Below are 19,383 nucleotides of genomic sequence, written 5' to 3' on the forward strand. Positions count from 1 at the left end.
TTTCCACCACTCATCAGGCCGAGCGTTAGCTCGCCTTCAGCTTTTGATCTGAGCGCCCCCTCGAGAGGCCGAGCGCAGGTTCTGCGCAGTGGGCAACCCGGCATGGATGCCGGGTTAGCCGCCCCCGGCCATGGATGGCCGATGGCGGCGGGCCCACGGAGCAGGACCGGAGCGAGGGCATGCCGAGCATTAGCGAGGCACCGAACGAAAGGGGCAAAAGCCCTTGGTTACTTGGGGCTCTTCCAAGTGACTAGCTGTAAGAGCGAAACCGCCAGCCGCCGTTACCGCAGAAACGGATAAACACCCAAGCGAAGTGACCCGCACCACACTCACTCAGGCAACCCAGCAATCCGCAACCCCTGCGCAAAACGAGCAAGATCCTCTGGCCGCTGAATAGGCAGCCATTCTTTCAAATTGGAAACACGCAATGCAGGATCCAGCTCGCGCAAGCGCTGCATCGCCTGCTTCGCCTTATTCATTTGTCCCCTCAGCGCATGACTGGCCGCCAGCAGCGCGACCGGAGGCAGCAGGGTGGGCAGGTTGCGCAATGCCTTATCCGCCCAGTCAGTCGCACAGTCATAGCGCCCGGCAACGAAGTGCGCGAGCGACATCCCCACCTGCATCCTGAACATCTCCGGGTCCAGCGGGCTCAAGCGCACGGCATGGGTCAAAAACTCGATGGCGGCGTCTGTTTCACCGCGCAGTGCACGCAAAATTCCGCCCAAAAACCAGGCGGGAGCGAGGTTCGGATTGAGCAGGCGCGCCCTGTCGAGCAGGGCAATGCCGCCATCGACATCACCAGTGAGATGGGCCAGCGCATGCCCGCTTCGCGTCAACGCCACCGCATCGTCCCGACCGAGCGCCATGGCCAGGCGCGCCAGCCGCGCACCTTCGGCGATCTCTTGAGGTCGATCGGTCATCCAGCCATTCAACTTGCGCCAGAAATGACACCACGCCGCCATGCCATAGGCCGACGCAAACTCCGGGTCGAGTTCGATGGCCTTGTAGAACATCACCAGCGCCTCCTCGATGGCTTCCCGTGTGCCGTTGTGCAGTTTCGCCATTCCCCGCAGGTAATAGTCGTAGGCACAAAGGCTTTCCGTCGGCTTGCGCTTGGCCCGTTCGATTTCCGCCCGTTCGAGCTGTGGCGCGATGGCACCGACGACGCTTTCAGTGATTTGATCCTGCAACTCGAAGATATCGTCGAGTGTGCCTTCGAAGCGCTCCGCCCAGAGATGGGTTCCGGTCGTTGCATCAATCAGTTGCCCGGTGATGCGCACCCTGTCACCGGACCTGCGCACGCTGCCTTCCAGTACGTAACGCACGCCGAGCTCCTGGCTGACACCCTTGACGTCTACCGCCCGGCCTTTGTACGTGAAGCTCGAATTGCGCGCGATCACGAACAGCCAACGGATCCGCGACAGGGCAGCGATGATGTCCTCAACCACGCCGTCGGCGAAATAGTCCTGTTCCGGATCGCCGCTCAGGTTCTGGAAGGGCAGGACAGTGATCGAGGGTTTGTCCGGCAGCACGAGGGGTTCATTCCGCTCGGCGGGCACGCCTGCGCCGATACCGTGTCCGTCAGGTTGCCGGGCCTCGGCGGTCTCGCCTGCCTCGACCAGGCCAATGAAGCGGTAACCCTTGCGCGGCACCGTGCGAACCAGACGCTGTTCCTCACCGGTATCGCCGATGGCCTTGCGCACCGCATTGATGTGGCTGGTGATCGTCGATTCCGAAACCACCCGCCCGCTCCACACCGCCTTGAGCAAGTCATCCTTGCTGACGACGCGATCGCGCTGGCTGACGAGCTGCAGCAATAAATCGAAGACCTGTGGCCCGATGGGCACGACTTGCCCGCGCAAGGTGAGTTCCCGACGCTCTTGATCGAGCACGTAGTCTTCAAACACGAATGGCAAGGTGAATATCCCCTGGTCGAGCGGGTAATGGGTACGAGCAGTCGATAATACGGCAGCGCGTAACCGGCTGCACCGCCGAGTCAGGATGACATTCAAACGGCGGTTTTTTTGGACGAAAAACCAAGCGTGAGCGAAGGTAAATCCAAGGCCTGCGCAAGGACTTCGCTTATGCACGGGGGCACTCTTTACTCACACCGACAGCAATGGTTGCCGTCGTGAAGCGGAGAGAACCCATGAAGATCGTCGTCATTGGAGGCACTGGCCTCATCGGATCGAAACTTGTGAATAACCTCCGCGAGCGCGGCCATGACGTGCTCGCTGCCGCCCCTAGTACGGGCATAAACAGCATCACCCGCGAAGGCCTGGCCGAAGCGATGGATGGCGCTGATATCGTCGTCGATGTGGCGAACGCACCGTCGTGGGAAGACCAGGCCGTCCTCGACTTCTTTGAAACTTCGAGCCGCAACCTGCTGGCGGCTGAAGCGGCCGCCGGCGTTCGTCATCACGTGGCCCTGTCAATTGTCGGTAGCGAACGGCTTCCCGAGAATGGCTATTTCCGGGCCAAGGTCGCCCAGGAAAACCTGATCAAGGCGTCCAGCATTCCTTACACCATCCTGCGGGCTACGCAGTTCTTCGAATTTGTCGGCGGTATCGCGCAATCGGCCGCCGTCGGTGAGGAGATTTGCCTTTCGCCCGCGCTGATCCAGCCACTGGCGTCCGACGACGTAGTGGCGGCGCTGACGGAGGTCACGCTGCAAACACCGGTCAACGGCACGCTCGAAGTCGCGGGGCCCGAGGCCATGCCGCTGGACGAACTGGTCAGGCGCTTTCTGCGGGCAACCGGGGACTCCCGCAAAGTCGTTCCGGACGTGCACGCACGCTACTTCGGCGCGGTGCTCGACGATCAGTCGCTGACCCCCGGCAAGCACCCGCGCCTGGGCGCGATTCGTTTCGAGGACTGGCTCGCCCGGTCCTGACACCGGGTTGCGCCCTCATCAAACAGACGCATAAGGAGATTTGCCATGTTCACCCGATATCTTCTGGCCGCTGCTTTCGCAGCGCTCTCGATCACCGCGTCGGCCGACGACAAGCCCGCGGGCAAGGTGACGGTCGTGTTCGACCGGCCCATTCCCAATATCCCCGGCAAGAGTATGAAAGGCGTGGTTGTCGAATATGGGCCTGGTGCCGCGTCGCCGGCCCACACCCATCCGAAAACGGCCTTCATTTATGCAACGGTCCTGGAAGGCTCGTTTCGCATCAAAATCAAAGACAAGCCGGAAAAGATCTACAACGTCGGCGAAAACTTCGTAGAGGAGCCGGGCTCCGTGCACGAAGTCAGCGCCAATGCCAGCGATACCCAACCTGCGCGTTTGCTGGCGGTGTTCGTCCTCGACTCCGATGAAAAGGTGCTCGTCACGCCCATCGGCAAGTGACCTCACACTCGCGCTGATCGACGCGCGATAGCCGGGCGGCAGGCCACTGCCGCCCTTTGGCTGCTGCGTTTCCCGGCATTGAACAGGTAATGAGAGAAATGAACTCGCTCCAGGACAAGGCCGCCATTGTCGCCGGCGCAAGTGCCGAAATCCCTGTCGCCGTGACGCGCCGCAGCAAGAAAAAAATCATCGGCCGATTGCTGTGCGTCGCCGCCGTTCTGGTCCTGGCCGCCGGAGGGGCCGTGGCTGTTTTCAGCGGTGCGACCTCCACCGATAACGCTTATGTGCGCGGTGACGTGACCTCGCTCGCCGCCAAAGTGGCCGGGTACATCACGTCGGTAGAGGTCGAGGATAACCAGACCGTCCGGGCGGGAGATGTCCTGTTTCGCATTGATGATCGAGACTACCGCGCACGGCTGGCGCAGGCCGTGGCGAATGTCAGTGTGGCCCAGGCTCGCCTGAGTCATGTCGATGCCCAGACCCAGCTTCAACGGGCCCTGATCCGCCAGGCCGAAGCCCAGAGGCGTTCAGCTTCCGCCGAGATGAATCTGGCGACCAAGACCCATGACCGCAACCGCAAACTGATCGTCAGCAACGCGGTCAGCCACGCCCTGGTCGATGAAACCGCCGCCGCACAATCCAGAGCCGAGGCGACGGTATCGGCCGCCTCGGCATCGGTCGAGGCGCAACAGCAACACATCGCCGTGTTGGTTACCGAGCGCGAAGCAGCCGTTGCGGCGGTGAATCAGGCGCAGGCGGCGCGGGATCTCGCCCAGATCGATTTCGACAGCACCGTGGTCCGCGCGCCTGTCGATGGCGTTATCGGTAATCGCCAGGTTCGCGTGGGTCGGTATGTGACGACGGGCGTGTCGTTGCTCGATATCGTGCCGGTCCATGATGTGTGGGTCGTGGCGAACTTCAAGGAAACCCAACTCGAGCATATTCGCCCCGGTCAACGGGTGCGCATCACAGTTGACGGCTATCCGAACGAGGCACTTGAAGGCGTGGTCGACAGCTTTGCACCGGGCAGCGGTTCGGCATTCAGCCTGCTGCCCACGGATAACGCGACCGGCAACTTTGTTCGTGTCGTCCAGCGAGTGCCGGTGAAAATCCTGTTGGCCCACAACCCGTTGCCGGGCCGCATCGTCCCGGGCCTGTCTGCGCGAGTCGAGGTTGCGCAAGGAAGTGGCTCGTGAGCACGGTGGCCACCGCCACGCCGGGCAATGCCAGCGTGACGAATGGCCTCCTGCTCATGGCGGGCATCCTGCTTGCCGCGCTGACGGAAGCGCTCGCCGGCACCGTCCTGTCGCTTGGCCGCAGCGACATCATCGGCGATACCTATGCAACACCCGATGAGTTCGCCTGGCTGGACATTGGCTACACCGCGTTCAAGCTGATCGGATTCATGACCGCTCCTTGGTTGGTGAACCGCTTCGGGCCGCGTCAGGTCCTCATCAGCGCCACTTTGGTCATGGGCCTGGCGTGCGCCGTTGCCGCGATGACGGCTCGGCTGGATCTGCTGGTAGCGCTTCGAGTTATCCAGGGCTTCGCCGGAGGCACGCTGCTGGTCGGGGGGCAGGTGATCATCTTTCGCGCCTGGCCGCGATCACATCAACCCATCCTTCAGGCGCTGTTCGCCATGGGCGCGGTTGTCGCGCCCGCCACCCTTGCGCCGGCCCTTCAAGGATGGTTGATCGATAGCCAGTCCTGGGCCTGGATTTTCTTCAGCGTTGTTCCGCTCGCCCTGGCGGCCAGTGGACTTTTGCTGACTGCCGACGCCCCGATGCCGACCAAGACACGGCATCGTCCGTTTGACGGGGTCGGCTTCTGCCTGATCTGCGTCACCTCGTTGTGTTTTACCTATGTGCTCAGCCAGGGCAGCCGATGGGACTGGTTCGAGGAACCGCGCATCCTGTGGCTGACCGTGATCGGGGGCGCCGCGCTGCTGGCTTTTCTAGGTCAGCAGCTGTTGAGCAACGGCCAGGGTGTGCTCGATTTCACCCTGTTCAAATCGAGCGATTTTACCTTCGCCTTTATCGTCAGTTTTGTCGCCGGTGCGGCCTTGTTCGGCAGTGCGTTCCTGATTCCGGCGTTTGCACTGTCAGTCCTCGCGTTCACACCCACCGATGCCGGCCAGCTGCTGTTGCCCAGTGGCGCCTTTTTTATCGGGGCGTTGCTGATTTCGGCCTGGCTCATGCAGGCTCGCCGCGTTCCGCCGTTCGCCACCGTGCCCTTCGGCATCCTGATGATCATGGTTGCGATGTGGATGCTGTCCGGTTCCACCCGTGAAAGCGGCGCCGACGACATGATGGCGGCCATCCTGTTGCGCGGGTTGGGTCTTGGTTTTCTGTTTCTGTCGATCACCCTGATCGCGTTCAGTGACCTCAACAGGCGCAATCTCGCCAGCGGCATAGGGCTTTTTAATACGGGGCGCCAGTTGGGTGGCCTGATGGGCGTCGCAGGGCTTCAGACGCTGATTGAGCATAACGTTGTCGCCAACTCGGTGGTCCTTGGCGCCAGCGTCACTCCGGGCGGGGGCGCGGTCATCGAACGACTGACCACCACGACAGCGATGTTGTCGGCCAAAGGAATGGATGCAGTGGCTGCGGGTCGGGCGGCGATGAGCCTTCTGGGTCGTACCGTTACAGGTCAGTCCACTGTGATTGCCTTCGACAGCGCATTTGTTGCAGTGACGCTGCTTTTCGCAGTCGCCGCGCCCATGCTGGTCGGCATCAAAATCGGGTTGGGGCGATACGCGAAGCGGCGCGCTGCGGCGTCACCTCAATGAAGGCCACTCATTTGTTTGACGCAAGAAAAAGCCCGGCTGATTAGGCCGGGCTTCTCGTTGAGTACCGCGATAGAGCCATTCATTCATACAGCGCGGCTTTCGATCAGACGGTCGGAACCACCTTCGGCAACGCGGTTTTCGATCAGGCGATCGGAGCCACCTTCGGCGACGCGGTTTTCGATCAGACGGTCAGAGCCACCTTCGGCGACGCGATTTTCGATCAGGCGGTCGGAGCCACCTTCGGCAACGCGGTTTTCGATCAGACGGTCGGAGCCACCTTCAGCGACGCGGCTTTCGATCAGGCGATCGGAGCCACCTTCGGCCACACGGTTTTCGATCAAACGATCCGAACCACCCTCAGCCACACGGCTTTCAATCAACCGATCCGAGCCGCCTTCAGCGACAACCGGGTGAGCGGACGAAGCGGCAAAAGCGTTAACTGCAAAAACCGAGAAAGCGATGCTGAGGAAGAGTTGGCGTTTCATGGTGGTGTGCTCCGGGGTGTAGTTGTTTGGTATGGAGGCGATGTTACGCCGCACAATTTTTAAGAGAACTTCATTGAATTAATGGTGACCATTGACGAAACCAATACATGGAAGAAGGTCCATGTTGTCCCAGTGATGGCATCTGGCTACGCGTTGCTTGATTGGATCCACAGTGGCACCCTCAGCGCCCGTTGCACCAAGGAGCCAGGTGATCAAGGAATGAGTGGATACGTACCCAACCCCCCGAAAAACTTCCGATACGACGAAGCCAAACCCGTCGACATCCACGCCAGACGCTGGGCCGAGTACGAGAAATACGGCAAGGCACCGGCGGCAGCGAAGGAGAAAGTCCGCGTCGCATTGCGCATTGGCGTGTTCTTCGACGGGACGCTGAACAATGCGAGCAACTCGGCTTCAGGATTGCTGTGTGGCGCCCATCATCCGATTTTGCCTGCGGATGTAGATGCGAGCTGCAAGCCGTATATGGCGGATCCGGAGGGGAGTTATGGGAATGATGTGAGTAATGTTTCGAAGTTGTTTGACCTCTATCCGGAATCGAAAGACGTACAGGGCGCAGGCTCGGTCAAACTAGCGCTGCGAAGCCTTTACGTTGATGGGATAGGCACAAGTGCCGGCACCGAAGACAGCCTCCTGAATGCGGCCAGTGGGCGGGGAACAACAGGTGTAGCGAGTAAGGTGCAGCAAGCGTTCGCGGACCTGAAAACATTGGTCAAGCGAGTAATCGAGAGTAATCCTGACAGCGAAATCACCTCGCTCACCTTTGACACGTTTGGTTTCAGTAGAGGCGCCGCTGCGGCACGGCATTTTGCAAACGAAATCGTCCGTTGCAAACAAGGGCCATTGGGAGAAGTGCTTCGAAGTAACCCTAAGGGTTTCAGCTCCAGCTTTGGCAGCCAATACAACAGCGAAATCATCATGGGTTTTGTCGGCCTGTTTGATACTGTTCCCTCTGTCGCGGGCTTTACAAATATGGGCGATATCAAAAGCCCGGTGGCTCCTGGCATTAACCTGTACCTGGACCGTAAATACTTCACCGATGTCGTGCAACTGACGGCTCGTGATGAACATCGTGCGAATTTTGCGTTGAGTAGTGTCGTTCCTGCGCATCCGGAAATTCCCCTGCCTGGTGTGCATTCCGACATTGGTGGTGGTTATCGCGAGGAAGTGGAAGAGTGTGTATTGGTGAGCCCAATGCAGGCCCTCACAATCAGTAAAGGTGAAGACATCCGTACCACCTCCATTTATCGAGACGCCCTTCAAGAGAAAGCCAAGTGGATTGCCAACGGCTGGCCAGATGCAATGCTGGAGGTTGTTACTCCCGCGCCATCTGAGTTACCGGTGGCGGAACAAGATCGTTTGGGGGGCAAAAAAGTCCGAGCCTATGCGGGCTTGCAACTAAAAAGATCGGTGAGTGGAAAGTTGTCGGTGGTATCTCTGCGCTTGATGCACAAGTTGGCGAAGGAGAAAGGCGTCCAGTTTGATGATGTTCCGCAAACTCCTGAGTACGCTGTCCCGGCAGAGCTTCAATCGTTCTGTGACAACGTCCTCGCAGGTCAGTACAAACCATCACCTGAAGAAGAAAGGTTGCTTAGGCTTAAGTACATCCACATGTCTGCTAACTGGAACAACCCGATTGGCGGCAGCCGTGAACGTGGGATGAAAATCCGCTACACCAATGCTCCAACGGATGACGGAGTCCGTGTTCGCCACCCACATATTGCTGACCCAAGCTGGAGATTATTTTGATGCGAGCAATCGTCATTTTGTTGTGCGCATTGCTGGCGACAGGTTGTCAGGCAACCGAGCCATTGTCGGGCAAGGACGATCCGAAAAATCCTTGGTGGAGTCTCAGTTTCAACGAGCCGTTCTACATGAAGGTTTGGGTAGAGGACAGCGCTGTTGAAGACATCAATGGCAAGCTGTTCAACCGCACGGGCGGAGGTCGTGCATCGGGGGGAGAACCCGAGAATGGAACCGAAGCGGCGCGTGGATGGGGTGAGCATATCGGCGGCAGTATTCGGGGAGTGGTCGGCGCTGACTTGCCAAAGCGCATATACGTACGTTGGCAGTCCATCGTCGAGCCACAAACCTATCATGCGTGGGTGGATATCCCCGAAGAGGCGCGTCAAATCATGCACGCCTCTGTGAACGAGCGTTGCGCGACAAGACCGCAGGAGGCTGCCAATTACCGGGCGGCGATGTATGTCGGATTGGCTCCCGGCGGCATTGTGCAAGTGTGGGTAGAGGATAAATGCCTGAAAACGATCAAGGTCGCACGGGCCCAGGCTGAGATAGAACCGTTAGGACCGAGTCAGGGGAAGAGTGAAGGAAAGTATGCCTATCCAGTCAGTGAAAAGGCGAAGCGCTACATCGAACAATTCGGCATCCCGTACGGCAGTTGGTAACCCCCCACACAAACAAAAACGGGCGCTTATCAAGACGCCCGTTTTCATTTCGGCATAACGCATTCAAGCCTCACTAATCTGACTGACACTCGTCACCTGCCCATTCCAGACCATCTCGTAATGCGCCGCCTGAATCACCGATAAAACCGGTTTTGGCGTCATCAGCGCCCAGCAATCACTGCCGTGCATTCGCACCGAGTGGTAACGAAGCCCGGGACAACCTGCCTCTTTGACTGACTTCCCCAAGCGACGGGAGTGCGTGTAATCGTCTGGATCATAAACAGGGTCCGTCATCGAAAGGGAGGTCGCATCTTTCATCCCGGCCTCCACAAAAGAGCAGGACAACCCGCGGAAGACGAACCGCTCGTAGTTGAGGCTCGGGACATTCGACCAATACAGGCTCTGATGATGCTTCACTTCTGCCAGTGCCGTTTCCAGGGTATCCGCCAGATACAACACCCCAAAACTGCCATCGCTGAACCGCGAGCCTGCCGGGTTGACGTGAGTAAAGGGCGCCGTCGCATAGGAGCAGCCCGGAATGCCGAACGGGATTTCACTGCGGCGAATCAGCTCAAGGCGACCCACTTCATTTTTCAGCCTCGGGTTGGTGAGCTCCTGGATCTGATACAGCACTTCAAACTCGTCCGCGTCCGCCACGTCATCAAACAAGGCCACCGGGGGGAACTTGGAATTGACCAGTCGATAGGCTTGCAATGGCTCGCCGGCAAGTGCTGCCAGTTCGCTCAGCCTCACCATTGCGCACCCCGCAGCACGTCGATGCGCCGGAAGGTCTCATACAGGGAGATCATATCGCCCTGAGCCATGATCTCGAGCGGGGAGCGGCCGTTGAAGAATTCGTTGTCGTTAGCCATCGACGGGAAGCCGTAGACGTTTTCCGGGTTATCGAACACCAGGCGCAGCGCCGCGTGTATGTTGAGCACGAAACTGATGCGCTGCATCTGGTCCGCGTCCAGTGCCACGGCCCAGTCGGGATCACGTTGGCGGGCGCGGGTGTAGGTGCTGCGGGAGATGCGCAGGATACGGCAGGCCTGATCGCTGGAGGCGCGCCATTTATCGAGAATGCCGACAGCGGCGCGCAGGCCGGTTACGCACTGGCTTTTGGTGAAGGCTTGTTGCTGGAGGGCAACGGCCATGTTCATGACCTCAAATTGAATCTATAGATTCAAAATTAGGTAAAAAGCATCTGTAGAGCAAGTTCGTTGCGACCAGTGGTGGCTGCTATCGTAATAAGCCTTCCGGTCACACGAATTCAGAGGAGGCGCACCATGGACTCTTTTACCGGCGGTTGCCTGTGCGGCAACGTGCGAATTGTGGCATCCGGGCGGCCATACCGGGTCGGCCTCTGTCACTGTCTCGACTGCCGCAAGCATCATGGCGCGCTGTTTCACGCTTCCGCGATATTCCCCGAGAGTGCGGTGACGATCACCGGCGAAACCCGCGACTATGCCGGGCGTTTTTTTTGTCCGCGCTGTGGCTCCTCGGTTTTCGCCCGCACCGACGACGAAGTTGAAGTGAACCTGGGATCGCTGGATGCCCCTGACCAACTGACGCCCACCTATGAAAGCTGGATCATTCGCCGCGAGCAGTGGTTGCCGCCGTTTCCGTTGACCCGCCGATACAAGCACGACCGCGAAGGCACGGGACGTTTTGAAGGGTAGCCCCAAACCTGTGGGAGCTGGCTTGCCAGCGATGAGGCCCATGAAATCAACGCAATATTCAAGGCCCAATCGCCAGCAGGCTGGCTCCTACAGGGGTTGTGTTCTACCAGCGGCATCAGCGTTGCGAATGCCTCCGGCCAGACACCCCGGAACCTGTGGGAGCTGGCCTGCCAGCGATGAGGCCCATGAAATCAACGCAATATTCAAGGCCCAATCGCCAGCAAGCTGGCTCCTACAGGGGCTGTGTGCTTCGGCAGGCATCAGCGTTGTGAATGCCACCGACCAGACACCCCGGAACCTGTAGGAGCTGGCTTGCCAGCGATGAGACCCACGCAATCAACGCAATGTTCAAGGCCCAATCGCCAGCAAGCCGGCTCCTACAGGGGTTGTGTTCTACCAGCGGCATCAGCGTTGTGAATGCCACCGGCCAGACACCCCGAAACCTGTAGGAGCTGGCTTGCCAGCGATGAGGCCCACGAAATCAACGCAATGTTCAAGGCCCAATCGCCAGCAAGCTGGCTCCTACAGGGGTTGTGTTCTTCCAGCGGCATCAGCGTTGTGAATGCAATCGACCAGGCACCCCGGAACCTGTAAGAGCTGGCTTGCTAGCGATGAGGCCCTCGCAATCAACGCAATATTCAAGGCCCAATCGCCAGCAAGCCGGCTCCTACAGGGGGGGTGTTCTACCAGCGGCATCAGCGTTGTGAATGCAATCGACCAGGCACCCCGGAACCTGTAGGAGCTGGCTTGCCAGCGATGAGGCCCATGAAATCAACGCAATGTTCAAGGCCCAATCGCCAGCAAGCTGGCTCCTACAGGATCGGCGGTGTCACGAAACCAGGGATTGCAGCTTTTTCATGATCCCGACGCTCGGATCTGTGTTTTTGGCTGAGCTGGATTTTTCGCTGTCAGATCCGTCCGTCACGATACCCGCGAGGATTTCAGCCAGGTTGTGGAAATGCCCGGTCTTCTTCTCGGCGGGGTCCAGGCTCGAGCTTTGATTCAGCGCCGCTTCCAGCGACAAATGCTGGGACAGCCACTCAGGCTTGGCTTTCTCTTCGGGGCTCATGTTGTCCATGAAATCCAGGGCGGCGCGGGCCCGGCCGTAAGGGTCGTTGATAAACGGGTCTTTCCAGTTTTTTTGCTGGTCCGCCGGGCCACTGTAGTAACCGGTGGCGAGGCGCGCCTGTTGGCGCATCAAGGCTTGTGCCGAGGCTTGTTCCTCTGCGGTGAAGGTCCCGCCCTGATTGGTGGCGACGGCGTTCAGCGAACGTCGATCCAGATCGCCCATCAACGCATTCCGGTCTTCATCGCTGCCGGTATACGGTTTGCCGCTGGCTTTCATCAGCGCGTATTTTTCATCCATGCGCTTGCGGGCATCGGTGGCCACTTCGGCAAACGTCTTGTCCTTGGAACTGGAGATCGCGCCAGGCTTGGAGGCACCGAGGACGAGGGCGTCGGCGTTCATGCCCGAACGCACCGGGAAGAACGGCGCGTTGCCGGCGATCGAATTGCTGTAGGCGGTGGAGGTGCTGGACAGGCTCACCGAATCGTCGTTCGGTGTCTTGGCCGGATCATCCTGAGCCACGCGTTGCTGTTGCGCAGCCGCCGCAGCCTTCGCCTCGGCGGCAGAGGTGTAGGCCGACATCGCCGCATTCGTTGAAGTCGAAGTTGAAGCAGTGATCATTGTTCTTCCTTGACGAGAGAGGCTCGCAAATGGCCGCGTTGGATCGCTTTGTATCGGACAAGATACGCAGTATTTGTGAACCTATCACTCATGCATGCGTATCAACACAACTGGCGAGTCAGCGGGTAGGTGACAGCTCGTCGCTGGCCAGGGTCCGATCCACCAGGCGCAGGCTGTTGCGTCCGCCGCGCTTGGATTCGTAAAGCGCGGCGTCGCCTTGCTCGATCAAGGCGGCCAGGCTCGACGGCGGCTGGTCGAACAGGTTGGCGCCGATGCTCAAGGTGACCGGTTCAGGCGTGGTGAATGCCTGTGCGGCGGCCTGGTGAAACCGGTCCCGCAGCGCGTTGCCCAACCCAACGACTCGCTCACTCGATGCGTCATTCAGCAGGATGACAAACTCGTCACCGCCCAGCCGGGCCGCCAGTGCACCGCCGGGCAAAACCGCGCGAATCATCTCGCTCAGCGAAACCAGCAATCGATCGCCGGCCGTGTGGCCGTAGAGGTCGTTGACCAGTTTGAAGTTGTCGATGTCGATCAGCAGCAGCGCGCCCGGTCGCGTGCCCGAGACGTTCTCCAGCAGGCGCGGTGCCCGTACTTCGAGGGCGCGGCGGTTGTACAGGGCGGTCAACGGATCGCGTGCCGCCAGTCGTTCAATCTGTTTCTCCCGCCGGTAGCGCTCGGTGCCGGTCATCGAGAGTGCGATCAGCATGATCGCCATCGCGCCCTCAACCAGCGAAATCTGGATGATCTCGCCACGAAAGGCCGCCAGATCGATCAGCGTGCCTGGCACGACCACCGATATCGCCTTGGCCAGATAGAACAGCCCGTGGGTCAGCAGCACATAACGCAGTTGCACCGCGCCCACGCTCAAAGACTTGCCATGAGGACGCAGGAGGAAGCTGGCCCTGAGCGTCGGCAGGGCGACCAGCAGCGAATTGGCCACCAGCATGAGCTTCGACCACGACGCTTCGTCCGGCAGCAACAGCATGGCAAACCAGGCTGCAAAAATCAGGTACCAGGCGCGAGACAGGCGCACCTGCGTAAAACGCGCGACGCCCAACAGGAACAGGAAGTGCGCCGTCACCAACAGGCCGTTGGCGAACCAGATACCGATCAGCAACAGGCCGCTGATGCGCAGCAAGGCGAGGGTCGAACCCACGGTGATCGTGGCAAATCCTGCGCTCCAGAACAGCAGCGAGGGTTCGCGAATGCTGCGCCACTCGATCGCCAGATACAGCGCGGCGGCTGCTGCGAGGGCGATAGAGAGTGTCAACATCGTTGGAGGGTCGAGCGCCATAGCCGGACGGGTCTGCCTGATCTGCGGGAGAGGGCTGTGATTGTAGCGTTCAAGACTGTTTTTCGCAGGGCTCGTCATCCGTATATCGCACTGTCGATTTCCCGGCGTCTCGTTCGACTACGGTTAAGGAATGCGCCTGATCGTCGGTGTTTCCTGCAAGAGCGCTGTCACGAAGACCAACCGGGAGAAGACCATGCGCACGCTCACCGTTGCCGCTTTCATCAGTCTTGATGGCGTTATTCAAGCACCCGGCGGGCCCGAAGAGGATCCCGACGGCGATTTCCGTTTCGGTGGCTGGATCGTGCCTTACGCCGACGAAGCCTCCGGCCAGGCCATCAACGAGCTGTTCGCGCAGCCGTTCGAGTTGCTGCTGGGGCGCCGCACCTACGACATTTTCGCGGCGTATTGGCCCGACAAAAACGGCCATCCCATCGGCGACCTGTTCAACCGCGTGGCCAAGCACGTCGCCACGCATCGACCCGATACGCTCGACTGGCAGAACAGCCATGCACTGAAAGGCAACCTTGCCGACGCGATACGCGTGCTCAAGCAGCAGGACGGCGCCCGTTTGTTGACCCAGGGCAGCAGTGATCTGGTGCGCCAATTGCTGGCCGCCGGGTTGGTCGACGAGCTGCGGCTGATGACGTTTCCCGTGGTCCTGGGGCGCGGCAAGCGCCTGTTCGGCGAGGATGCGCTGGCGTCGGCGTTCACCCTGGCGCACTCGATCACCACGCCAGCGGGTGTATTGATCAGCCGCTACGAACGCAGCGGCGAAGTACATACGGGAACGTTCGAAGACGTTGACTAGGAAAAACCGCCACATTCATTTGGAGAACAAAAATGGTCAGCAAAAACACGATTTGCCTGTGGTATGACGGCACCGCGCTGGACGCCGCGACGTTCTACGCCGAAACATTTCCGGACAGTGCGGTGAACGCTGTCCACCGCGCCCCCGGCGACTATCCGGCGGGCAAGAAGGGCGACGTCCTGACGGTGGAGTTCACGGTGATGGGCATCCCGTGTCTCGGGCTGAATGGCGGGCCGTCGATCAAGCACAACGAGGCCTTCTCGTTTCAGGTGGCGACCGACGATCAGGCCGAGACGGACCGCTTGTGGAACGCGATAGTGGGGAACGGCGGTGAAGAAAACGTCTGCGGCTGGTGCCGGGACAAGTGGGGTTTGTTCTGGCAGATCACCCCTCGGGTGCTGACGGCGGCGATCACTGATCCCGATCCCGCCGCGGCCAAGCGTGCATTTGAGGCGATGATGCAGATGGGCAAGATCGACGTCGCGGCGATTGAAGCGGCGCTCAGGGGTTAGCCGGGTTAAACAAACCACGAGGGTGAGTTTCACCCTCGTGCCACCGCTGGCACCTCTGTTGGCTTCTCACCTGATGAAACATCGTGCAGGGAGATCTTCGAAGTCTCCGGCAACGCCAGGCCGCCAACCAACGCCAACACTGCAATGGCAATCAAGTAGAACGCTGGCGAGAGATTGCTGCCGGTGGTACTGATCAGCCAGGTCGCCATCAGCGGCGCGGTGCCACCGAACAGGGTGTAGGCCATGTTGTAGGTGATCGCCGATGCGGTGTAGCGAGTGCGCGTCGGGAAGGTTTCCGAGAGCAGGGCGGCGGTCACCACGTTACACAACACGGCGCCAATCGCCAGGAGCATGACGCCAACGATGGACGCTGCGAACGAGCCGGAACTGGCCATCATGAACGATGGATACACCGCCACGATCAACAGCGCGCAGGCCGTCATCACCGTCATGCGCCGCCCGACCCGGTCCGAAAACAAACCGGCCAACGGGCACATCAGTGCGGCGAAGATCAGTGCAATCAGCGACACCAGCAACGCCGTTGCGCGACTCAGGCCGCCCGCGACCTGCAAGTAAGTCGCGAAGTAGGTGGTGAACATGTAGAACGACAGGGCCGTCAACGAGATGAACGCACCGAGGGAGCAGATGGCCGAACCATGGTTGCGCAGGGTCTCCTTGAGCGGAGAGTGCGCGACAGCATGTTGTTGGGTGACGGCCTGGAACGCCGGGGTTTCATCCATCTTCCAGCGCAGGTAAAGACCGACCAGGCCCAGTGGCGCGGCAATCAGGAACGGCAGGCGCCAGCCCCAGCTGCCCATGGCTTCGGCCGACAATGACGCCTCGAGTGCGTAAGCCACCACGGCTGCCGATGCAAAGGCTGCAAAGGTCGACACCGGAATGAAACTGCCATACCACGCTCTTTTATCGCTGGGAGCATGTTCCATCAGATAGGCGCAGGCACCGGCATATTCGCCCCCTGCGGAAAAACCCTGGGCGCAGCGGATCAGGCTCAGCAGCACCGGTGCCGTGACACCGATCGCGGCGTAGGTCGGCAACAAACCGATCAGGGTCGTCGCGCCCGCCATCAGCAGGATGGTCATCGCCAGGGTACGCTTGCGACCGATCCGGTCACCGAGCATGCCGAAGAAAATCCCGCCCAGGGGCCGAAACGCAAAGGCCACGGCGAATACCGCAAAGGTTTTCAGCAGCGCAGCGCTGGCATCGCCGCTGGGGAAAAACTGCTGGGCGATGGTCGTCGCCAGAAAGCCGTAGACGGCAAAGTCAAACCACTCGACGAAATTGCCGATGCCGGCGGCGACAATCACTTTTCTCAGGGTTTGCGGGCTGACCTGCTCTGTCGCGGCGCTTGTCATGCTGAACCTCGATGTCTCATGGGTTTAGCGTTCGATTATCGCGGCAGCCGCTGAAACGTCTCAGCTCAAAAGTGTCGTCGGCATAGTCAGGACCGACTCAAAAGCATGCCCAGGCCTCAGCGCAAACTCCACGACACCCCGACATACGCCGCCATACCTTCGCCCGGCGTCGACCGTGCTGCGTCCAGACCTTTGTCGTCGTAGCCCGGTGTGACGGTGGCGGCGTAGTGCTTGTTGGTCAAGTTGCGCAGGTCCAGCCAGGTCTGCCAGTCGCCCTTGGGGGCGTTGTAGCCCACCGTCGCGCCGAACAGTGCGTAAGGATCGGCGTAATAGCTGTTGGCGTAATCGACCGCAGTTTTCGACACCCACTGCGTATTGAGCCCGGCGAAGAAACCCTGGGGCCAGTCGTAGCGCAGTTCGCCCTGGTAGTAGTGCATCGGCAAGCCCGGCAGGCGGTTGTCGCCGAAGCGGTCGTCATCGCGGTAGTGGAAGTCGCTGAAGGTGTAGCTCTGGCGCAAGCTCAGTTGGCCGCCATCGCCGGACGACCACAGGTTGCTTTGCTGGCTGGCTTCCACGCCTTGGTGCACGGTCGGGCTGGCGTTGAGTTCGTAAGGCGTCACGGCATTGGCATCCGGCAACACCGAAAGCAATTCGTGCTGCACCTGAGCGTAGTACCAGGCCAGGCTCCATTGCCCCATCGTGCTGTCGCCGCGGCCGCCGAGTTCGAGGGTGGTCGCGGTCTGGTTCTGCAGTTTGATCGGGTCGCGCTGGGCGCCTGTGGCGACACCGCTGCCTGCCGGGAAGCGAATGTTGGAGCTGTAGATCAGCGACCACGGGTGCGGCGCTTCGACCGAGCGGCTGAGATTGCCGAACAGCTGCAAGTCCGGTGTGAGTTGGTAGCGCAGGCCCACGCGTGGTGCGTAGTCCCAGTCGTTGAGGCTGGTTTTGCCGCCACCTTCCGGGAAGGTCACGGCGCTTTCGCGGCGGGTGTAAATGGCTGCGAGGCCGGTGGTCAGCCACAGGTCGTCGGCGATCTCCAGGTCATTGCCCATATGCAAGACCGTGTCTGAACCCTGGTAGGTGAAGTTGCGAATGGGCGTGCCCGGCGCATAGCCGGCGGTGTTGCCGGTGGGGATGCGCACTGATTCGCTGGCGCCGGCATTGGGCAGGTGCTTCGTCACGCGCAGGCCCAGCGTGCTATGGCTTTCCAGGCCCCAGAGGGTGTCGCGACGCTTATAGTCGAAGGTGCCGCTGACGTCCGTGTACGCCACCTTCAAGCGGTTGGGGCCCTCACGCAAGTCCATCGGGTAGTCATGGTAGACAAGACCGGTCTGGATACTCGAATCGTCATCGATGTAGTAGGTGGTCTTGTTGCCGAAGAAGGTGCTGCCCGGTTGTTCGCGACGGTCGTCCCGCGCCACGTAAGCGGGGTTGGCGGCCCGTGGGTCGTGCTCGATGGAGTGCTTGGTCACCCGCCCGGCGAGGTCGTTGTCGGTCTGGCGATAGCGCAGATAAAAGCGCGTTTCCAGCTTCGGGTTGAAGCGATAGCCGAAGTTGGCAATGACGCCCTGGCTCTCGCTGGCCGTGTGATCCTGATAGCCGTCGGCGCGCGCATCGGTCGTGGACACGTAGTAGTCGAAATCCCCCAGCACCTGCCCGGAACTGACCTGGCGCTGCTGATAACCGTGGCTGCCCATGGCGTAGCGCACCTGCAACAGCGGTGCGTCGTAGCCGGTGTGGCTGATGTAATCGATGGCTCCGCCCAAGGCCAGCGCGCCCCTGTCGAAACCGTTGGCGCCGCGCAGCACTTCCACATGATCGAGCCACAGCGGCTCCAGCAACTCGTAGGGCGTGCCGCCCGGGCCGGTCAGCGGCAGACCGTCGAGCATGGCGTACAGCCCCGAGGCATGGGCGCCCGGTGCACGGTTGATCCCCGAGCCACGGATCGAAATCTTCACCCCTTCATTGCCCGCAGACTGGGCATAGACCCCCGGCTGATAGGCCAGCACATCCTGGTTGCTGGCCACGCGGCCCTGAAGGGGGCGGCGCATATCGACCACATTGGTGCCGCCGGGCACCTGGGCAAGCCGGGCCTCGGCATCCTCGATCGTCTGGTCTTCGCCGCGCTGCTCCTCAGCCTGAATCAGCACCTGTCCCAGCTCCAGGCCTTGGGCTTCCTCGGCCATGGCCGGACAGGCAAGCGCCAGCCCCAGCAGCGTAGCGGGCAGGGATTTGGGCGAGGGCATCGAGAGAACTCCAGACAGATAGAAACGGGCAGTGAGAACTGCGACGTATGAACTAACGAGTGGAACACATGGCAATTTTGCTTTTTTGCCAGCTCAACGTTCATCCGCTTCGGTGCAGCCATCCTGACCCTGCGCCGACAGGCTGCCGCACAAGCGACGTGCGCCTATCCACGAATGCCTGCTGCGGTGGCTTTCCTGTTCGCGATCACGTCACTTTTGCTCGGCGATCAATCCTGAAAGAACTTCAGCTGAGGTGGTGGTGTGCCGAAAATGGTGGGTCCAGAGGCTGATACCCAGTTGCCCGGAGCGGTCCAGGGATGAACCCACCGTGAGGTCGGTGACGAGCGTCGGATAAAGGCCGGCGTCAAACAGTGCAAAGCCTGCGGCCAGGACACAGGTGTCCGTCTGGATACCGCAAACCAGGACACGGTCCGGCTTCAGGCGCTTCAAATAGTCCATGGTCTCTGGCGAAGGTGCATAGCCGTGCTTGACGAAAACCTGCTCTGTTTTTACCGCGCTGCTGTCGAGCGCCGCAGGGTGCCAGCCGAGCTGTTGATGGAACGGCGTGCGCTGCTCGTCATGCAGCTCGACGGTCGCCACCGCCGGGACAACGTCCGCGATTTTTTGAATACCCTTCACGAGCCATTCAGGCGGCGAGAAGGTGGATTGAACATCCACAACGAGAAGAACTTGGCGCATGGTCTGGATTCTCCATTCGGCGCGCTACATTATC

General features: G+C 60.4%; 18 protein-coding genes. 9 read left to right on the top strand and 9 right to left on the bottom strand.

Annotated features, from left to right (window positions below):
- Positions 1-329 precede the first annotated feature (329 nt).
- Complete coding sequence (locus KGA97_RS14295) at positions 330-1,916, bottom strand: winged helix-turn-helix domain-containing protein (protein ID WP_223480962.1); 1,587 nt, start codon at positions 1,914-1,916, stop codon at positions 330-332.
- A 233-nt stretch (positions 1,917-2,149) separates the two neighbouring features.
- Between KGA97_RS14295 and KGA97_RS14300 the strand changes: the two genes are divergently transcribed.
- The 4 genes from KGA97_RS14300 to KGA97_RS14315 all read left to right on the top strand — a co-directional run bounded on the left by KGA97_RS14300 (position 2,150) and on the right by KGA97_RS14315 (position 6,137).
- A complete protein-coding gene (locus tag KGA97_RS14300) occupies positions 2,150-2,893 on the top strand; it encodes an SDR family oxidoreductase (protein ID WP_207286580.1) in 744 nt (247 codons plus the stop codon).
- A gap of 45 nt (positions 2,894-2,938) precedes the next feature.
- Positions 2,939-3,349 carry a cupin domain-containing protein gene (locus KGA97_RS14305; RefSeq protein WP_008042324.1) on the top strand — a complete coding sequence of 137 codons (411 nt, stop codon included), beginning with the start codon at positions 2,939-2,941 and terminating at the stop codon, positions 3,347-3,349.
- A gap of 98 nt (positions 3,350-3,447) precedes the next feature.
- Complete coding sequence (locus tag KGA97_RS14310; protein ID WP_223480963.1) at positions 3,448-4,545, top strand: HlyD family secretion protein; 1,098 nt, start codon at positions 3,448-3,450, stop codon at positions 4,543-4,545.
- A complete protein-coding gene (locus KGA97_RS14315; protein WP_223480964.1) occupies positions 4,542-6,137 on the top strand; it encodes a DHA2 family efflux MFS transporter permease subunit in 1,596 nt (531 codons plus the stop codon). The genes KGA97_RS14310 and KGA97_RS14315 overlap by 4 nt, the downstream gene beginning before the upstream one ends.
- 83 nt (positions 6,138-6,220) lie before the next feature.
- Here the strand turns inward: KGA97_RS14315 and KGA97_RS14320 are convergent, their stop codons facing one another.
- The gene (locus KGA97_RS14320) at positions 6,221-6,622 is read right to left on the bottom strand and encodes a hypothetical protein (protein WP_223480965.1); all 402 of its coding nucleotides are present in this window, start codon (positions 6,620-6,622) and stop codon (positions 6,221-6,223) included.
- Positions 6,623-6,841: 219 nt separating this feature from the next.
- Between KGA97_RS14320 and KGA97_RS14325 the strand changes: the two genes are divergently transcribed.
- Both KGA97_RS14325 and KGA97_RS14330 read left to right on the top strand, forming a co-directional pair.
- The gene (locus KGA97_RS14325) at positions 6,842-8,389 is read left to right on the top strand and encodes a T6SS phospholipase effector Tle1-like catalytic domain-containing protein (protein ID WP_223480985.1); all 1,548 of its coding nucleotides are present in this window, start codon (positions 6,842-6,844) and stop codon (positions 8,387-8,389) included.
- Positions 8,389-9,048 carry a DUF2931 family protein gene (locus tag KGA97_RS14330; RefSeq protein WP_223480966.1) on the top strand — a complete coding sequence of 220 codons (660 nt, stop codon included), beginning with the start codon at positions 8,389-8,391 and terminating at the stop codon, positions 9,046-9,048. Before KGA97_RS14325 ends, KGA97_RS14330 begins: the two co-directional genes overlap by 1 nt.
- Before the next feature lie 63 nt (positions 9,049-9,111).
- On the opposite strand, the gene KGA97_RS14335 is transcribed toward KGA97_RS14330, so the two are convergent.
- Both KGA97_RS14335 and KGA97_RS14340 read right to left on the bottom strand, forming a co-directional pair.
- Positions 9,112-9,804, bottom strand: coding sequence for an RES family NAD+ phosphorylase (locus tag KGA97_RS14335; protein ID WP_192228799.1), 693 nt, complete (start codon positions 9,802-9,804; stop codon positions 9,112-9,114).
- Entirely contained in the window at positions 9,798-10,202 is a 405-nt protein-coding gene (locus KGA97_RS14340) for an antitoxin Xre-like helix-turn-helix domain-containing protein (RefSeq protein ID WP_008037849.1), read from the bottom strand. Before KGA97_RS14340 ends, KGA97_RS14335 begins: the two co-directional genes overlap by 7 nt.
- A gap of 132 nt (positions 10,203-10,334) precedes the next feature.
- Between KGA97_RS14340 and KGA97_RS14345 the strand changes: the two genes are divergently transcribed.
- Complete coding sequence (locus tag KGA97_RS14345; RefSeq protein ID WP_223451917.1) at positions 10,335-10,727, top strand: GFA family protein; 393 nt, start codon at positions 10,335-10,337, stop codon at positions 10,725-10,727.
- Positions 10,728-11,556: 829 nt separating this feature from the next.
- Here the strand turns inward: KGA97_RS14345 and KGA97_RS14350 are convergent.
- Complete coding sequence (locus KGA97_RS14350; protein WP_223480967.1) at positions 11,557-12,414, bottom strand: hypothetical protein; 858 nt, start codon at positions 12,412-12,414, stop codon at positions 11,557-11,559.
- Positions 12,415-12,532: 118 nt separating this feature from the next.
- The gene (locus KGA97_RS14355) at positions 12,533-13,711 is read right to left on the bottom strand and encodes a GGDEF domain-containing protein (protein ID WP_223480968.1); all 1,179 of its coding nucleotides are present in this window, start codon (positions 13,709-13,711) and stop codon (positions 12,533-12,535) included.
- A gap of 193 nt (positions 13,712-13,904) precedes the next feature.
- On the opposite strand from KGA97_RS14355, the gene KGA97_RS14360 reads away from it, so the two are divergent.
- Together KGA97_RS14360 and KGA97_RS14365 are read left to right on the top strand one after the other, a co-directional pair.
- Positions 13,905-14,519 carry a dihydrofolate reductase family protein gene (locus KGA97_RS14360; protein ID WP_008037842.1) on the top strand — a complete coding sequence of 205 codons (615 nt, stop codon included), beginning with the start codon at positions 13,905-13,907 and terminating at the stop codon, positions 14,517-14,519.
- 32 nt (positions 14,520-14,551) lie between these two features.
- Positions 14,552-15,031, top strand: a complete 480-nt coding sequence (locus KGA97_RS14365; RefSeq protein ID WP_008035586.1) for a VOC family protein — start codon at positions 14,552-14,554, stop codon at positions 15,029-15,031.
- Between the two features lie 29 nt (positions 15,032-15,060).
- Here KGA97_RS14365 and KGA97_RS14370 read toward each other — a convergent pair whose 3' ends face one another.
- From KGA97_RS14370 to KGA97_RS14380, 3 genes are all read right to left on the bottom strand, one after another.
- Entirely contained in the window at positions 15,061-16,404 is a 1,344-nt protein-coding gene (locus KGA97_RS14370) for an MFS transporter (RefSeq protein WP_008037839.1), read from the bottom strand.
- A 116-nt stretch (positions 16,405-16,520) separates the two neighbouring features.
- Positions 16,521-18,650, bottom strand: coding sequence for a TonB-dependent receptor family protein (locus KGA97_RS14375; RefSeq protein ID WP_223480969.1), 2,130 nt, complete (start codon positions 18,648-18,650; stop codon positions 16,521-16,523).
- Positions 18,651-18,860: 210 nt separating this feature from the next.
- The gene (locus tag KGA97_RS14380) at positions 18,861-19,349 is read right to left on the bottom strand and encodes an isochorismatase family protein (RefSeq protein WP_223451910.1); all 489 of its coding nucleotides are present in this window, start codon (positions 19,347-19,349) and stop codon (positions 18,861-18,863) included.
- Positions 19,350-19,383: the final 34 nt, after the last annotated feature.

The organism is Pseudomonas sp. BF-B-15 (assembly GCF_019946675.1).
Lineage (GTDB): Bacteria > Pseudomonadota > Gammaproteobacteria > Pseudomonadales > Pseudomonadaceae > Aquipseudomonas > Aquipseudomonas migulae.

Bases quoted from the DNA above. Each gene is read 5' to 3' on its own strand.
- KGA97_RS14300 (WP_207286580.1), top strand. From the start codon at position 2,150: ATGAAGATCGTCGTCATTGGAGGCACTGGCCTCATCGGATCGAAACTT.
- KGA97_RS14305 (WP_008042324.1), top strand. From the start codon at position 2,939: ATGTTCACCCGATATCTTCTGGCCGCTGCTTTCGCAGCGCTCTCGATC.
- KGA97_RS14310 (WP_223480963.1), top strand. From the start codon at position 3,448: ATGAACTCGCTCCAGGACAAGGCCGCCATTGTCGCCGGCGCAAGTGCC.
- KGA97_RS14320 (WP_223480965.1), bottom strand. From the start codon at position 6,622: ATGAAACGCCAACTCTTCCTCAGCATCGCTTTCTCGGTTTTTGCAGTT.
- KGA97_RS14325 (WP_223480985.1), top strand. From the start codon at position 6,842: ATGAGTGGATACGTACCCAACCCCCCGAAAAACTTCCGATACGACGAA.
- KGA97_RS14330 (WP_223480966.1), top strand. From the start codon at position 8,389: ATGCGAGCAATCGTCATTTTGTTGTGCGCATTGCTGGCGACAGGTTGT.
- KGA97_RS14335 (WP_192228799.1), bottom strand. From the start codon at position 9,804: ATGGTGAGGCTGAGCGAACTGGCAGCACTTGCCGGCGAGCCATTGCAA.
- KGA97_RS14340 (WP_008037849.1), bottom strand. From the start codon at position 10,202: ATGGCCGTTGCCCTCCAGCAACAAGCCTTCACCAAAAGCCAGTGCGTA.
- KGA97_RS14345 (WP_223451917.1), top strand. From the start codon at position 10,335: ATGGACTCTTTTACCGGCGGTTGCCTGTGCGGCAACGTGCGAATTGTG.
- KGA97_RS14350 (WP_223480967.1), bottom strand. From the start codon at position 12,414: ATGATCACTGCTTCAACTTCGACTTCAACGAATGCGGCGATGTCGGCC.
- KGA97_RS14355 (WP_223480968.1), bottom strand. From the start codon at position 13,711: ATGGCGCTCGACCCTCCAACGATGTTGACACTCTCTATCGCCCTCGCA.
- KGA97_RS14360 (WP_008037842.1), top strand. From the start codon at position 13,905: ATGCGCACGCTCACCGTTGCCGCTTTCATCAGTCTTGATGGCGTTATT.
- KGA97_RS14365 (WP_008035586.1), top strand. From the start codon at position 14,552: ATGGTCAGCAAAAACACGATTTGCCTGTGGTATGACGGCACCGCGCTG.
- KGA97_RS14370 (WP_008037839.1), bottom strand. From the start codon at position 16,404: ATGACAAGCGCCGCGACAGAGCAGGTCAGCCCGCAAACCCTGAGAAAA.
- KGA97_RS14375 (WP_223480969.1), bottom strand. From the start codon at position 18,650: ATGCCCTCGCCCAAATCCCTGCCCGCTACGCTGCTGGGGCTGGCGCTT.
- KGA97_RS14380 (WP_223451910.1), bottom strand. From the start codon at position 19,349: ATGCGCCAAGTTCTTCTCGTTGTGGATGTTCAATCCACCTTCTCGCCG.